This window comes from Stenotrophomonas lactitubi (assembly GCF_002803515.1).
GTDB classification, from domain to species: Bacteria; Pseudomonadota; Gammaproteobacteria; order Xanthomonadales; family Xanthomonadaceae; genus Stenotrophomonas; species Stenotrophomonas lactitubi.
The window spans coordinates 3,915,943-3,932,675 of record NZ_PHQX01000001.1 but is presented as its reverse complement, the minus strand read 5'-3'; the positions used below and the strand labels follow the sequence as shown (position 1 = coordinate 3,932,675).

Here is a 16,733-nt window from a genome sequence, read left to right as displayed (position 1 = left end):
CATTTCTTGGACTTGGTCTGCGACCTCCTGTGAACTTGCAGTCGCACCCAAGCTCCAGAAATCCTCACGCCTCGTGCGCCACTCGCGCATGCCAGGCACGCCGGCAGCCCATCTCAGAAGGCGGCACGGGCTAACCGTACCCTTCCTCACCAGCCCTAAGCTTCCTCTCGGAGGCATGAACAGTACTTCCTCAAATGGGTACTGGCGCGCGAGCCCAAGCATAGTTCTCGGCGCCACGTTAAGAACTGCAGCCGCCTGTGCGACGGTCAGCGGAGCTACAGCGCAGTTCCCCATGCGGGAGTGCATGGCCTCTTCGACTATGGCACTCCGCAGGGCGGGCCAGGCAATGCCAAGCCCCCGCTTAAATGCTATGTCTTGGAAGAAACTGTCTTTGTATCTCTCTACCAGAACGGATTCAGCTCGCTTGTTTCTGACAGCCATACTCACCCTCATTCGAGATGTACCTCAGACGTGAACGTCGCGTGCTGCGCTGAGGAGGCACTCTTCTGCAACTATCATCTCCGCTTCGTGCCACCCTTAGCTCTCCGCTTTGGATGGCTGCGTCTGCCCTTGACAGACGCTTGAAAATCCTTGCCCAACAATCGCTGCGGGCCTCGCGTGAACCTCACAGCACCAGTCAGTGTCAGTAATTTCAGCAATCTACTGAGATATGGCGAGAACCGCGCCGCAGGGTCACGGAGCAAACCTGACCAGTATCTCCCTACAATAATCACCGATAGCGACAGGATCAAAATTGCTGCAACAAACCAGCTGCTACTTGCGATGGACAAATTGTGGAGAAGACTCCTTCCATGGAGAAAAACCGAAAGAGCAATTGATCCGCAATGAAGCGCAATCACCCAAGCTGTCGGTAGCACACGCGCTTGGTAGAACCAGTATTCGAAGAGCACAAGGACCGCTGATGCTGCAACCAAGGCGAGGCTCGCAAAAAGGATTATGTAGTCCAATTGCCTGGCCCCTGTGATCAACACCACAGAAATGCAAATCGCTGTCAGCATGAGAATTGGCAAGCACCAGCTGCAACGGAGCGTAGCTAATGATGAGACCGCAACGCTCAACCTGCTGACTCTGTCTTGAATGGCTATTGAGACGAGTGCTGTAGAGAAGCTAGCCAACATGATGCACAAGGGAACCCATAGAATTCCCTCATGCAACTTCGGCGCGAATGGCACCAGTGCAGCGAATCCCCACAACGCGAACGAGAGAAAGGTGCATACGGGAAGTGCAAGCAGGTTCAGCTTCCTCACGAGTGGCTACCTCCAAGTTTAGTCAGCGTGGGGCCGACTCGCCCGCCTCACTGAGGGCAGTCGCCTGGTGCCTGTGGTTCTGGTAGTTACCACCAGCAGCCAAGCGATAGCCAAACCGTGGCACCGTTTGAATCAATTTTTCTTCAAATGGCCTGTCAATGCTTTGGCGCAGGCTGGAAATCTGGGACCTCAGAAGATCCAGATCAGGCGGATCGCTGGCCCACACTGCATACTCAAGTCTCTCCCTTGACACTGCAGCAGGGCTCTCCAGCATCAACAAGTGAAGCAGCTTTCGGCAGGCAGGATAGAGATGGATCATCCTTCCCGCTCTAGACACCTCTAACGTGGAAAGATCCAGAGTTAGGTCGCCCACTACGAGACGATTTCTAGCTACCGTTCCTCGCGATCGAGCGACCAACGCCTCGAGTCGAACCTCCAGCTCGGCCGGTTCGAATGGCTTGGTAAGATAGTCATCTGCGCCTGATCGAAAAGCTCTGACCTTGTCGGAAACCTCCGCACGCTCTGTCAGCATCAATGCCGGCGATGGTATGTAGTAGTTCTGGCGCATGGTGCGGACCAACCCTGGTCCATCGATCTGGGGATCAGCCCAACCAATGATCAGTGCATCATGATAGTTGGAGGTGGCGAGATGAAGGCCAGTGGTGCCTTCCCTTGCGACATCCAGAAGATGCCCTCTCGGCTCCATGTAGTTGAAGACACTACTCACCGTAGCTTGATCGCAATCGATAATTAGGATTTTCATAAGTCACTGCTCTTGTACCGGAGCAGTCTCAAGGCATTAACTACGACTAGAATTGTTGAGCCCTCGTGGACTGCAACTGCAGGCCCGATTCCCAGTCCCATGATCGTAGCCGGTACAAGCAATGCGACCACACCCAAGCTCACATAGACATTCTGCCGAATCACACTCCTGGTCCTTCGGCTCAGCGCGACCGAGAAGGCAACCTGCCGTAGATCCTCAGACATCAGCGCAACATCAGCGGTCTCTAGCGCTACATCCGAGGATGCAGCTCCCATCGCAATGCCTACGCTGGCGCTAGCCATCGCCGGAGCGTCGTTGACGCCATCTCCGACCATAGCCACTCTCTCGGAGCTCCTAAGCTCGCGAATGGAAGTTACCTTATCCTCTGGCATGAGGCCGCCTTGGGCCTCGTCAACCCCAACATCACTTGCGACCGCCTCAGCTACCAACTGGTGATCACCTGAAATCATGATCATCCGCTCAATGCCGAGCTTACGTAGACGGCTCAGTGCTTCACGTGCCTCAGGGCGAGGCGTGTCCATCAATCCGATGACACCCAAGTCACGATCGCCAAGCCGAACTGCCATGGTCGTTCGTCCGAGTTGCCGAAGCTCATCAATTTCCTTCTTCGCGGCATCACCGAGCGAAGGGACCCCTTCCACCCCGAACATCTCAGCCTTGCCAATCCACGCATTCTGTTTCAGAACAGTCGCTCTGACCCCCTTACCTGCGAGATTGGCGAAGTCGGTTACCAGAGGAAGAGACGTTGTACCCAACCGCGACTTGCCGTCTGCGACGATTGCAGTGGCAAGAGGATGATCACTTAGTGACTCTACGGCTACGGCTACATCAAGGAGCTCTCTCTCCGATGCTCCACCAATGACTTTGACATCAGTGACGCGCGGCCGCCCCTCCGTGAGGGTGCCTGTCTTGTCAAAGGCGATCGCCCGCACCATTCCAAGTTCCTCCAGTGGCGCCCCCCCCTTTATCAGCACGCCGCCGCGGGCGGCCCTGGCGATTCCGGCCAATACTGCACTCGGCGTTGCGATAGCGAGGGCACACGGGCTTGCCGCAACAAGCACAGCCATGGATCGATAGAAGCTGTCGCGGAAAGGTTCGTCAATGAAAACCCAAGCGAACAGTAGAAGGCCGGCGAGTACTAGAACGGATGGAACGAAAATTCGCTCAAACTTGTCGGTGAAGCGTTGTGTGGGTGACTTCCTGGTCTCCGCCTCGCTAACCATTTTTACGACACGAGCGAGTGCTGACTCCGTCGAACGACGTGTGACCTCGACCTCAAGAGCGCCTGATCCATTGATCGTTCCTGCGAAGACCTTCGACTCCATCTCGACCGCATCGGGACGGGATCGCGCAGCTTCAGTATTTCCGACGGGCCGCTTGTCAACTGGAATGCTTTCTCCGGTAACGGGAGCTTGGTTGACGCTGCTAGTACCTTTGACAACGAACCCATCTACTGGCATCCGGTCATTTGCTCTGACGATGACCACGTCACCAGGAACGAGTGTTTCTACCCTGACCTCGACGAGTTCACCGTACCTGACGACCCTTGCCGTTTCTGGTGCCAGTTCTGCCAGAGCCTCGATAGCGCGTCTCGCCCTACCCATCGCGTAGTGCTCCAATGCGTGGCCGAGACTGAAGAGGAAGAGGAGGAGCGCACCTTCGGCCCACGCGCCAAGAGCCGCCGCGCCAGCGGCTGCCACGAGCATGAGCGTATCGATCTCAAAACGCTTCCTCTTAATATTCTGTATGGCTTCGCCGAGTGTGAACCATGCTCCGAAAACGTAAGCGGCTACATACAGCGTGGCGGGGACCCACGAGAGGCTGGCCACGCCCACCTTCTCGATAATGAAACCGAGAAGCAGGAGCGTTCCGCAAGCTAGCGCGAAGATGAGCTCCGTATTTCTGCCGAGCCAACCGCTATGCTTGTCGTTGGTGCTGGACGAGGCAGCGTGGTTGTGACCCTCATGCTTGCCTTCCTCCTTTAATGCCGGTGCCGTCCTCTTGACACCGCTGGCTATGATGGCACTGCTCACTTCATCTTCGGATACGACACTCCTGTCGTACTCGATTGTGACTCCGCCACTCGCGGACGCCCTCACCTCGACGACTCCCTCTACCTCCTGAAGACGGGACTCGACCAGCCTATGTGCCCGTGAGTTCGATGGCACGTCAGTCTCGAAATGAAGGTGTCCGTATCTTTCGTTAAGAGCAACACCCATTGAGGATGCAAGCTCCCGTACTTGCTGGATTGAGATGACCTGAGGGTCATACTCAACGGAGATGGTGCTGCTTCCAGCTCCGGCTCTACCCTCGACGCTAACCAGAGCTACCCCGTCCCTGCTATGCAACAAGTCAACCAAACGCTTGACACACATGTCGTCGTCATGAATGCCAGGCAGTACATTGCGCAGGTCAATTTCGATCATCATTCTCATGTGATTTCTCCGAGCTGCTGGATCTGAAAGTTGAGTTCCGGCAGAGCAGCTGCTCTGCCGGAATCCACACTCAGCACATCAGTGGACGGCATCCGCCGCGGGCAGATTCTTCTTCGCAATGCGTCCCGCGAACGTCGGCAGAACGAGCAACGTCAGAATGGTCGCAGTCAACAGGCCACCGATTACCACCGTTGCCAACGGCTTCTGGACTTCGGCACCGGAGCCGCTTGCAATGGCCATTGGGATGAAACCGACGATTGCGACGAGTGCTGTGGTGAGCACTGCGCGGATACGACTGGACGCGCCGTTGATAGCAGCCATCAGAGGAGCATCACCCATTTCCAGCCGCTCCCTAATCGCTTGCATCAGCACCAAGCCATTGAGCGTAGCAACGCCGGAGACCGCGATGAAGCCAACAGCTGCTGAGACGGAGAACGGCATGCCACGAAGGAGCAGAGCCAAGATTCCGCCAACGAGTGCAAGCGGGACGCAGCTGAACACCAGGATCGCTTCCTTGACGCTTCGTAGGGCCATGAAGAGCAGCGCACCGATGAGCAGGAACACGACTGGCACGACTGCAGCCAGGCGCTTCTCGGCACGCTGGAGGTTCTCAAACTGCCCGCCCCAAGTGAGGTACGCTCCCGCAGGCAACTTGACATCTGCGACCGCCGTCTGAGCTTCACCAACGAAACCACCCAAGTCGCGCCCTCGAACATTGGCCTGAACCACCACTCGTCGACTGCCATTGTTGCGACTGATCTGATTCGGCCCTTCGCTAATCGAGATTCGGGCTACCGAAGACAGTGGAATCACAGTGCCAGATGGCGTTGCAATGGGAAGCGAGCTGAGCTGGTCAGGATCGCTTCTTGCTACGTCATTGAGCCGAACAACCACGTCGAACCGACGGTCGCCCTCGAAGATCCTCCCGGCTGAGGTGCCACCGATGCCGGTGGAAAGTGCATCACTGACATCCGCCGCGGTAAGCCCGTACTGTGCGGCAGCGACGTGATCAATCTTCACGTTCAATGTTGGCAAGCCCGAGATTTGCTCGACGCGAACGTCAGCTGATCCTTGGACACCTCTCAGCTTTAGAGCGACCTGGTCGGCGACTTTCTGAAGCTCACCAAAGTCATCTCCGTAGATCATTACCGCGAGATCAGTGCGCACGCCGGAGATCAGCTCGTTAAAGCGCAGCTCGATCGGCTGGCTAAACTCGAAACTGTTTCCTAGCTGCTTGGACGCGAGACCTTCGAAACGCGACACAAGCTCCTCTTTAGGAAGCTTTGGGTCCGGCCAAGTACTGCGTGGCTTGAGAACAATCACGCTGTCCGAGATGTTAGTGGGCATCGGATCGATGGCAGCCTCTGCCGTACCAGTACGAGAGAAGACGGTCTCGACTTCAGGCTCTGTGGCGATGACCTTCTCTAGCGCGAGTTGCATCGCCAGGGACTGCTCCAGAGAGGTCGACGGTACACGGAGCGCCTGCATCGCCATGTTGCCCTCGTCCAGCGTTGGCATGAACTCCCTGCCAAGCATCATGAATGACGAGATGCCGGCGACCAGAGTCAGAGCCGCTCCTGCAAACACGAGGCGAGGCTTGCCCACTGCTCGCTGGATGACTGGCTCGATTCGGGTGCGCAAGACCTTGATCAGCTTGGTTTCGTGCTCACCATTGTGGAGCTCATCGCCCGGCTTGATCTTCGGCTCCTTCACCCACAGTGCGGTCAGCGCAGGCACCAGAGTGAACGAGAACAGGAAAGCCCCCATCAACGCGAGCATGAAGGTTGCGGCCATGGGCTGGAACGTTTTGCCCTCGACACCTTCCAAGGTCATGATCGGCGCAAAGACGAGCAGAATGATGAGCTGACCGAAGGCTGCGGGGCGAGCCATCTTCTTGGCAGACGCTGTGGCAACTTGCAGGCGCTCCATTGCCGTGAGAGGCCTGCCAAGCTCTGCGCGCCTATGGCCCAGCATCAGAAGCGTGGATTCAATGACAATTACAGCTCCGTCAACCAAGATGCCGAAGTCCAGGGCACCAAGGCTCATCAGATTGCCACTGATCCCGAACCTGTTCATGCCAATCACGGCGAACAGGAAGGACAACGGGATCACCAGGGCGGTGATGGTCGCTGCCCTCAGGTTACCCAGGAGCAGGAACAGGATTACCACAACAAGAAGCGCGCCTTCAGTGAGGTTTTTGGCAACTGTCTTGATAGTCGAGTTGACCAACTGGCTGCGATCCAAGACTGGAACCGCAAAGATGTTGGGAGGCAGCGACTTGTTGACTGCCAACAGTCTCTCGGCAGCAGCTTGGGCGACAGTACGGCTATTGCCGCCTGCGATCATCAGTGCAGTGCCCAGCACTGCCTCGTGCCCGTTTCGGCTGGCCGCGCCGAGGCGTGGCGAACGACTAAGCTCGACGTCAGCGACGTCGGACACTCGAATGACTACCCCAGCTTTTGTCGCTACCGGTGACTGAGCCAGATCAGCTGTTGTCAGTGCCAGACCGTCCGCCCGGACGACAAGGCCCTCGCCAGCACGCTGCACGAATCCAGCGCCAGCCTGCACATTGGAGCGCTCGAGAGCTTGGACCAGGTCAGAAAGGCCCAGCCCATAAGCCGCCAAGCGAGCGCTGTCAGGATGTACGCCATACTCCTTAACGTAGCCACCAATTGTGTCTACACCAGCGAGGCCCTGGCTCGAGCGCATTTGGGGAGCGATGATCCAGTCTTGGACCGTCCGTAGGTACGTCGCCCGCTCTTCGGCAGTCGTAAGGCGATTGCCCTCAGGAGTCAGATAGACCTCTCCTTCCTGCCAACCAGGCTGGCCAGCAGCCGCCAGGTTCTTCGGGTCGTAGTCTGTGAAGTCCACAGTCCACATCAGGACCTCGCCAAGCCCCGTGGTTACGGGCGAGAGAACCGGGGCCACACCCTCCGGCAAGCTCTCGGACGCTTCCCTCATACGCTCAGCCACTTGCTGTCGAGCGAAGTAGATGTCGGTTTGATCGGAGAAGATTGCGGTTACTTGGGAGAACCCATTCCGCGACAGTGATCGGGTCGTGTTCAGGCCGGGGATGCCGGCCAGCGCTGTCTCGAGTGGATATGTGACTTGTCGCTCGATCTGCTCCGGCGTCAGCGCTGGAGCAATCGAGTTTATCTGCACCTGCTTGTTGGTGATGTCCGGCACGGCGTCGATCGGAAGCTTGCTGAGCTGGAATAGGCCCCAGCTTGCGATCATGGCGGCAAGGAACACCACCAACCAGCGGAAGCGCACCGCCGAATCAATGATGGTATTGAACATTTCGATATCCCTTAGTGGCCGTGCTCAGCTTCGCCCTTGGCCAGTTCGGCCTTGAGGAGGAAGGCGTTGGATCCAACGATTCGCTCGTCACCCTTCAGTCCACTGACGATCTCAATGCTGTCGCCTGCACGACGGCCCGCCATGACTGGTGTCGCCTTGAATCCATTGGCCGTCTGGACGAACACGACGCTTGCCCCATCAACGGTCTGAACAGCATCCGCCGGCACATTAAGGGACTCGGCCTTGCCACCGGTAACCACCAGTGCAGAGATGGTTGAGCCAGCGGGGGGCAGCTGAGAAGAGACGGCCTTTGCTCGAATGATGGCGGTACCACCTTGCTGACGAATGTCGGCAGCGACACCGGTCACCTCGGCTTGGAAGGCGCCCGTACTCGTGCTTACTTCCAGCTTGGTCCCGGCGGTCACTTGAGATGCAAGGACCGGCGGCGCCATGAACACCAGCTCGTTCATGCCTGGGTCAGAGACGTCGGCCACGACGCTACCTGCGGAGACCACGCCGCCCGGGGTTACTTGCACATTTCCAACGACCCCCGAGACAGGGCTGGTAATGCTCACTCTGCCAGCGCTGTCCGGCGACCCGTTCGCTGCCGCCTGCGCGCGCGCGGCGGCGGCGGCAGCTTCGGCTGCGATCGAACGTGCACGGGAGGTTTCCATCTCCTGGCGGGCCACCACGCCCTGGTCGACCAAGGCCTTGTCACGGCCATACACCAACCTTGCCACTTCAGCCTCTGCTCCAGCTGACACAGCAGCAGCACGGAATGTGGCGGCTTCGCCACTTACCACGACCGCCAGTGTCTGGTTTGCTTTCACTTGACTGCCCGGAGCCACCAACACACGCTCTACTCGACCAGTGACGGTTGCAGCGACAGATGCGCGGGCACCGATAGCGGGCTCCACTCGACCCGCAATGCGAGTTGACGCACCGCCCCCCCGGCCGACGGCTACTACGCTGATGCCCGATGCCTTGATCTGGTCGGAAGTCAGTCGAACTAAACCTTCTGGTGCCTCTTCCTCGGCGTGAGCTCCAGGCTCTTCACCAGCGTGGTCATTTTCCTTGGCATTTGAGCCCTTGGCTTTGGCTTCACCCTCATCTTCTCCTTCAGCGTGACCATGACCGTCGTCAGCGGGCTTCTTCGGTTCTCCGGATGTGCTCTCAGCGGCTGTCGTCGCGCCTTTATCAGCGCTGCAGGCAGTCAAACCTACGCCCAGAACAAGTGAGCTCAGGAGTGCAGCGCTTACGAGAATGCTGTTACGGGACATGTTCATTTTTCCTCCTGAAAGGGAGCGCGTCCTTCAAGACGGGCAAGTTCGATCTCGGCTGCGACTCGTGACAGGCGTGCGTCTACAGCGGTGGAGCGGGCGGCGATCAGCGCCGAGCGGGTGCTGCGGAGCTCAAGCTGGGAAATTCGACCGGCCTCGAAGCCAATGCGAGCAAGCCGGTACGCCTCTTCACTTGCAGTAACACTTTCGTCTGCCGCCCTGGTTCGGCTGTTGGAAGCCCGAAGCGACGCGACGGCAGATAGCCGGTTGGCTTCACTTTCGCGCTTCTGCTGTTCAAGGCGAGCTTCTGCTGCGCTCTGTTCGGCGGAAGCGGCACGAATCCCACCCCGATTACGGTCGAACAAGGGAATGGAAAGGCTGATGCCGACGTTATAAGCCCGTTCGCCCGCTTGTCGGAAACGTGTTTGTGCGACGGTTGCGCTTAGATCTGGCAGAGCTCTTTTACGCTCTACATCAACCAGCCGACCTGCCGTCACAGCTTCTGCTTCCGCAATGCGAACTGCCAATGACTTGTGTGTTTCACCGGAAGGCAAGGGAGGGGATCGATCGAGCAGGCTCTCCCCAACGGAGTCAATCGGGGAATCGATGAGCGCGGCACCTGCCAGACGGGCGAGGGCTGCGTCACGCAGTGCCTGTGCCTCGTCGACGGCCGCCTTGGCATTCGAGACCTCACTCTGTGCTTGGACAGCACGCAGCTGTGGCTCTCGGCCTTGGCTCACCATCGCTCCCACGGCGCTGGCATCTTCTTGGGTGAGCACCAAGGCTTCTGCTGCGAGATCATACCGGCGCAGAGCACTCTCGGCTTGAGCGTACGTGCCGGCAAGAAGGCCAGCCACGTCGCTGCGACTCTGTTCGCTTCTCAAGCCGGCAGCTTGGGCTTCCCCTTGGGCCGCCCGAACGCGAGCACCCCGCTGGCCGAAAATCTCTAACGGCTGCGAGAGGGTGAGGATCGAGTCTGCGTTACTGGCGCCACGATAGGCCCCTGTGCCCTGGGCGTTCTCAAGATCATAGGAGACAGTCGGGTTCTTCAGTGCTCGTGCCTGAAGAACACGGGCATCCGCCGCTTCAGACAGTGCAGCACCTTGGATCGTGCCGGGCATCTGGTCGATGCGGCCGAGCAGATCGTCATAGGAGGGGGCAACTTGTGCGAGTGCCTGTCCTGCGGGTGATAGCACCAGCAAGACAGCCACGAACAATCCGGCCGCTTTCAGCGGCCGACGTGGAGTGGTCGACATTGGATATTTCCAGAGATGAGTAGAAACGAGAGCCCGTACTCGACGGGTCAAGCTCAGATCACCGCTGGGGAGGGCGACTCAAACCATCTAGCGTGACGGAATAGGCGTCACTTCCAGAGAACTCACTCCACACGGAAGCAGTAAGCAGGGTAGAAGGCGCCGGCACCTGCAACGGCAAGCTCGCATTGGAGTGATGACAGTGACCATGACTGCAACCTGCGGCAGGGATCTCATGGTCAGGTCGAGCGCCCTGATCCTCATCGCTCGAAGCACTGTGAGGAGTGCTGCCAGCAGAATGAGGCTCGATGGAGCATGCCAACGCATCGGAAACGGGCACCACCACAAATACCGCCAAGAGCAGCATGAGGAGGAACCCAATTTTCCGGGAGAGATGTCGCATTTGGCTAGACTATCAATGGCTTGAGCTTGGATACAATAACAATTGACAGCTTAAATGAATGAGGGCTAAGCCTTCACAGGGAAGCCCCCACCCTGCTGCTCAATTCGCGTACTGCAATGGTCTCACGTAAACGCCAAGGCACTCCAAAGTACCCCGGCGTTGGCCAGCGTCATGAGCACTGCGGCAGACCCCATGTCTTTTGCTCTCCCCGCCAGTTCGTGATGTTCGGAGCCATACCGTTCAATCACGGCTTCGATCGACGAGTTCAGAAGTTCGGCCCCCAGCACAATTAGGAGCGATCCAACGAGCAGAGCTCTCTCCAGTGCATTGTCTCCTACCCACAGAGAAAGTGGAGCTAGAACGACTGCAAGCACCACCTCTAGACGGAACGACGACTCGTGCAGCCAAGCCGCCCGGACTCCGAGCATTGACCAGCGGAAGGCCCTAAAGACCCCAAGCGGACCGCGGGGACGATGTCCATAACTGTCAGCCATTTCCTCTACCTCTTCCAAATTTTATTAAAGGGCGCGCCAGGTCGACAAGCTGCGCATGGATCAACTACCGGTATTTTCTAACGTGCCTTCGCAACGCCCGAAAATATTCAGCTCATCCTTCCTGTCCTTGGTGGCCACTTGCATCAAGCCAAGCACCGAGTGGAACAGGTTGTCGTGACTGATGGGCTTTCCAGCCTCCCTTTCAACGCAGGCTTGATCGATCCCTCGATCTCGCTGGAGACCTTCTGACAGCCACACAACCATTGGCACCTTTATCTGGGTGGCAGGTGCAATCGCGTAAGGCAGACCATGAAGATAGAGATTTCCCTCTCCCAGTGACTCCCCATGGTCAGACACGTAGATCATGGCGGTATCGTGAGTGTCGTCAGCCGCAAGCATGTCTATGGTTTTTGCCAGGAAGTCGTCCGTCGCGACGATCGCGTTGTCATAGGCATTGACGATCTCCTGCCTGCTGCACTTTCCTAGATCGGCATTGCGACAGTCTGGAGTGAAAGTTCGAAACTCTTCGCCATAGCGCTTGAAGTACGCGGGTCCGTGATTACCCAGCTGATGGAGAACGACGACAACGTCACCAGGATTGTCATCAATGGCATCGTGCAACCCATTGAGCATGATCTCATCCTTGCAGGCTTGGTCCGAACAGAGTGGATCCTTGGGAGGAGCCCTATAGGACTCGAATGCTAGATCTGCACATACACCTTTGCATCCAGACTGATTGTCCCGCCACAGGGTCTTCACACTCGCGCGTTCTAGGACGTGCAGAAGAGACTCAGACCCTTTGATACGATCCCTGTCATAGTTGCCTCTACCGTAGGGCGAGAACATACAGGGAACCGAGACCTCGGTATTGGAGCCACATGCAGTGACGTCTACGAAATTGATGACGTTTCGCTTCGCAAGCTGAGGCGTGGTCTGTCGGCCATAACCATTAAGCCCCCAATTCTGCGCACGAACGGTCTCGCCGACGACCACAACCAGAAAGTGCGGCTTGGACCCTGGTGGATGGTCCGCAAGCATTGCATCCTCGGCCACCTTCTGCAGAGGTCCTCGTGGAACGCGCCGATCTTCCTCAAACGCTCGAATGCTGGAAATTATGAAGTTGCCAGGAGTGATCAGATACCGAGCAGACTTGTTGTTCCTCATCAGCGAGGAAAGATCATCGAACTGCGTGAGCGCTGCACCTGCAGATATCGCCAGAGCCATCACCAGGAGAGCGACACGCTTCAAGGCCACAGCGGCCACTCCTCCATCGCGTTTAATACGGATCCAAGCTAGAAGCAGCATGGCCGGAAGGCTCTTCAGCAGCACTGTTCCTATAAAGCCGAGGGTCATTAGTTCCCCTGCCTCAGCGGTATCCGTCTTTAGAATGTTGCGGATCATGCTCGCGTCGAAGAAGACCCCATAGTTTTCGGAGTAGTAGGCAGCTGCCGCAGAAGCAGGGAGCAAAACAAGCAAAACCGGCTTGATTGTCCATCTCCAACCGACGAGACCAAGCAGGATGATGTGGAGACCGGTCACAAGGATCAGTGCCACGCCGAGCAGGTGTGCCAGATCGACGCCCTGCTTACCTGTGGCACTGGCAACAAACCGCACAAATGCAGTGTTGAAAAGCGCGGCAAAGTAGATCGCTGCCGCAATGATGATCCAGGTGACACCGATTTCAGGGCGTCTCACCAGGAGTGCACCTGGCCGCCAGAGGCGCCAGTTAAATCGACTTGAAATTTTGTTCATGAGGTCACTCAGTAGCATTTACGGAGGAACGACGAACCATGGTGAAGGGTGACGCCTGGAACGCAGGCGACTCGACAAGATTCCTGCCGTGCAGTTCCAAGCGAACACACCCAGCCTCAGGACGCATCGAGCGTCCCAGCCAGAGTTCGGGGTCATGTTGGTAGTAGATCTGGACGTTGGAGCTCATTGCCACTACGGCACAGGATGTGTGGCTTCTGAAGAGAAGAGTGGACGGCCAGATTTTCTGAACCGCGCGCACGCCGCGCCTGCGTCGAGGGGACGCGACAAATCAGAAGTAGTAGTGGCCGAGTTCTAGCGCTCGCGACGCGAACGGACTCGTCCTGGTCAGGCCCGTGGGGGACGAATCAGGCCTTCAGGATGCTGGCACAGAACACCTACAACTGGTGCTCGCGCCAGGGATGCCGATGAGGCGTCAACCAAGTTTGGACTCATCAGTACCGGCAGCACGCAACTGCTGCCGTGATGACAATGCCCGTGAGTGGAGAACTTCGGCTCGCCCTCTCCAGAAAGCACCTTGCCTCCCTGCATCGAATGCTCCCCCATGTCATCGCCACAAATCGCAGCTTCTACCGAAGGCACGATCAGAAACACTGCCAAGAGCAATGCAACAATGAACGTTACGGCTGGGACACGTGCTCGGAACATGACGGCAAGAAAGCTCGATAGGATCGAACGAGGGGGGGAAAGGGATGAATCCGGAGGCTCCCATTGTCCACCATTCACAGACAAAAAACCGCAACTCATGCAGAGCATGACCATTGATCCGCCGTCAGTTGATGAATTGGTTCACCACTGCGGAGCTTGTGGGCACTGACGAATGTAGAATCCGACAAATTTTCTACATTCCTGTCGGTGCAAACCAAGCAACTTAGGACTCTTTCGGCCTTCTTTTGGGGAGCTTGGACCGTAATCAGTAAGTCCGCTTTCTCTTGCTGGTTACGGAGTCTCCGGTTCCTGTCGAGTACTTCATGGATGTCCTGAGCATTTGTGAAGAGCTGGCCCATGCCACGATCGAAGTACCGTGCAGGGCATGAACACCCTATGCACCGAGCGTTGCAGCTTCACCGCCCGAGTCCCATGCGAGCCATGCTGCCGATCATTGGCGAAGATACGATCCTGAAATGGAGGCTGCCCCTTCCCGGCGTACCGCGGTAGAGCGCAAGCGCCCAACATGTTTCCGTAAGCCTGCGTGCAGCGGAACCTCCGGTAGGCCATGAGACAGTGGCCGTGATGGCTCCTGGCGCTTCGCAGTCTCTAGCGTGATGCAACGTCCGCTTTCGGCCAAAAGGAGACATCGAATGCCGTGTTGAGCCGTCGCTGCGCCAGCGAGCGTCGGATGTCGTCAGGCGCTCGGCGGTGCCATGGATGCATTCGATGATGTCATCATCGGCGAACCACAACGGGAGCGATTGAGTGGCCATCCCCTTTTCTGAAGAACAAGCACACGAGCAGTTGTTGGCGATGGGCATGGAAACGGTCGTCATGGACTCGACCGAGCTGACTCAAGCCTTGGAAGGCCGCGCCTTACTGCCCGAATTGGAAGATGAGGAGGGCAGCTTCGAGCTGTGGCGCATCATCAAGCAGCGCGCTTTGCAGCGCATCGATCGCATCCACGATAGCGTTCGCTACGGAACGTTCGTCGGTAGCAAAGTCGACCTGCCCACGGACAGTACCAAGCCGATGCAGCTCGACTTGTTGGGCTACCACGAAGACGGCATTTTCGTACTTGAGCTCAAGGTCGGCAGTTCATCCGAACGGAACGCGTTCTCTGAGTTACTAGCCTATAGCAACTACATCGCCCAAATGTTTGCGCTTTCGGGGCCGGCAGACATCGTCAACGTTTTGGTGGCTCCCATGGGGGCGAAAATTACTCGCCATGCGTACCTGTATGACCTGCTCATCTCCAATCGGGACGTCATCGCTTACCGCCCAGTCTTTTCGGAGCAGACGCTTGAAAACTTGAAGCTGGAGCTGTATGTCCCGACAGATGAGGATTTCCGCTACTTCGCAAATAGGCTGTTATCGCACCAGGCGATGGGCTGCGTTGTCGCCTCGTTCCACGACCTAGAAGGCTGGTACGACAGTGAGGAGGATGAGGGAAACCTCAACGAATACACCCGCGAGGCGTTGGGCGCCCTGAGTACGTATGCCGCGCAGTTAATGGAGGCCGAGCAGCTGCACGGATTCGTGTTCGTCCGCAAGCCCTGGAAAGAGCTCCCTCGGTACTACCGCAATAGCCTGATTGTCTGTGCCGTCAACCCGTTCCTGGTGGCCGATCCCGAGCGCTCAGTCCCGATGCTCGAGCAGATGGACGAACAGCATCGCTCGATTTTCATGGAGAGCCCGCGGTACGCCTTCGATGGTCGGCTGCTGCGCCTCGCCAAGCGCGCGATTGACGATTGCCTGGCGCACGGGACCGAATGCGAGCGCGAGGTGCCTCTATGGGAGGGTATGGTTCACGAGCTTCAAGAAGTGGTCTTCACGCACAACTTTGGCTTTCGCCCGACCGGCATCTTCCGCGAGGCGTACGTGGCCTCCCTACAAGCGTTGTACATCCGCAAGGCGGGCGGAAGCGACGAAGACGCTAGCACCCTGAAAGTCGACGAGGTGAACAACTGGATGCGCGCCTGGATGTTCATGGAGATGTGCGGATTCGTTGCCGGGGAGGCAGATGGTGTTGTTGACGACGAGGAGGCTGACGAAGAGGGGCCGGCATCGTAGGACGACTTGCCACCCGACGTGCACCCGGTTTTGAGTAGCAATGAGATTCGGGGCAATGTTGGACGTAACCGTGAACGGCGGCCATGGGTCGCATGACGCCTTGCGGCCAAGAGCAGCCCTTCTCTGAAAGCAGCAGGGTAGCCGCCAAAATTGAGGCTTCGCGTGATTTCAGGCAGGCGATAATTCCTTCATGAAAGTATCGTTGCTAAGCAGAGCCTGAGCGAGAACCAAGCGCCGCGGCACTCCTATTGCCTGCACAGCACACTCTCTAGGACGACATTGCGCACCCCGAAACAAGGTTGAGCTGATCTACCATCGATCTTTCCTATGCCAGTACTCGACCTGTCCTTGGGCATAGGTCAGGGCTTGCTTTAGCGCCTCAATTCGGGACTCCGTAACCCCATCCTCAACAATGTCTTCGCAGGCGCTTTCAAGTGCCCAATACACTGGAGCCGCTCGGTTGATGTAGTGCAGCCACTCGTTCAACTCATGGTGTGTTGGGACGGTCGCGGCGTGCACGTGCTTTGCCAGACCGACGGACAGATCTCGCAGGGCAATCGTCACATCCCAAGGCTCATTGATCGTAGACATCAGCAAGGCTCCTGTTTCTCGGGTACACGCACAATTGGGCGAATGGATGAATGGGTGCTTGTCCCATTTGCACTGGCCGGGACTCGAGGTGATCGCATCAAAATGCGCTTTGGAGGACGCAGCATACGTCTGGACTTCGTTGAGATTGAGCGAACAGTCACTGCAGTTAGATCGCTCCTCGCGTTCCCGGGCTTGCTGAAAAAGTCCGCTGACCGAAGCAGTTGAGCGCAGGGCCGATCACGGAGCCCATAGGTGAATGCAGCCATGCCGACCGCAGGATGCGTTCGACCGATAGCTCTGTAGAAGAACTTTTACTTGAATGCAGCCATAGCGCCCGCACTTGGCTGCAAGTCCATCGAGTACCATTGCCAACGAGTGGTCGCGGCATACGCTGGTATCGCACTCAGCATTGTCGGCTACGAGTCCACCCT

General features: G+C 57.5%; 9 protein-coding genes. 1 reads left to right on the top strand and 8 read right to left on the bottom strand.

Annotated elements, in window-relative coordinates; genetic code table 11:
* Positions 1 to 1,290 precede the first annotated feature (1,290 nt).
* The 7 genes from CR156_RS18460 to CR156_RS18430 form a co-directional block, all read right to left on the bottom strand.
* Complete coding sequence (locus tag CR156_RS18460) at positions 1,291 to 2,031, bottom strand: response regulator transcription factor (protein WP_100553877.1); 741 nt, start codon at positions 2,029 to 2,031, stop codon at positions 1,291 to 1,293.
* Positions 2,028 to 4,487: a heavy metal translocating P-type ATPase gene (locus tag CR156_RS18455; protein WP_100553876.1), complete on the bottom strand. Its 2,460-nt coding sequence runs from the start codon at positions 4,485 to 4,487 to the stop codon at positions 2,028 to 2,030. Before CR156_RS18455 ends, CR156_RS18460 begins: the two co-directional genes overlap by 4 nt.
* Before the next feature lie 78 nt (positions 4,488 to 4,565).
* Positions 4,566 to 7,787: an efflux RND transporter permease subunit gene (locus CR156_RS18450; protein ID WP_100553875.1), complete on the bottom strand. Its 3,222-nt coding sequence runs from the start codon at positions 7,785 to 7,787 to the stop codon at positions 4,566 to 4,568.
* Between the two features lie 11 nt (positions 7,788 to 7,798).
* Positions 7,799 to 9,073 (bottom strand): efflux RND transporter periplasmic adaptor subunit, encoded by a 1,275-nt coding sequence (locus tag CR156_RS18445; RefSeq protein WP_100553874.1) that lies wholly within the window; start codon positions 9,071 to 9,073, stop codon positions 7,799 to 7,801.
* Positions 9,070 to 10,323 (bottom strand): TolC family protein, encoded by a 1,254-nt coding sequence (locus CR156_RS18440; protein ID WP_100553873.1) that lies wholly within the window; start codon positions 10,321 to 10,323, stop codon positions 9,070 to 9,072. The genes CR156_RS18445 and CR156_RS18440 overlap by 4 nt, the downstream gene beginning before the upstream one ends.
* Before the next feature lie 522 nt (positions 10,324 to 10,845).
* The gene (locus CR156_RS18435) at positions 10,846 to 11,217 is read right to left on the bottom strand and encodes a diacylglycerol kinase (protein WP_100553872.1); all 372 of its coding nucleotides are present in this window, start codon (positions 11,215 to 11,217) and stop codon (positions 10,846 to 10,848) included.
* A gap of 60 nt (positions 11,218 to 11,277) precedes the next feature.
* On the bottom strand, positions 11,278 to 12,969 hold the full coding sequence (locus CR156_RS18430; protein ID WP_243381911.1) for a phosphoethanolamine transferase: 1,692 nt from the start codon (positions 12,967 to 12,969) through the stop codon (positions 11,278 to 11,280).
* Positions 12,970 to 14,403: 1,434 nt separating this feature from the next.
* On the opposite strand from CR156_RS18430, the gene CR156_RS18425 reads away from it, so the two are divergent.
* Positions 14,404 to 15,711 (top strand): hypothetical protein, encoded by a 1,308-nt coding sequence (locus tag CR156_RS18425; RefSeq protein ID WP_207764211.1) that lies wholly within the window; start codon positions 14,404 to 14,406, stop codon positions 15,709 to 15,711.
* Positions 15,712 to 16,020: 309 nt separating this feature from the next.
* Here the strand turns inward: CR156_RS18425 and CR156_RS18420 are convergent, their stop codons facing one another.
* Positions 16,021 to 16,302, bottom strand: a complete 282-nt coding sequence (locus tag CR156_RS18420) for a hypothetical protein (RefSeq protein WP_100553870.1) — start codon at positions 16,300 to 16,302, stop codon at positions 16,021 to 16,023.
* Positions 16,303 to 16,733: the final 431 nt, after the last annotated feature.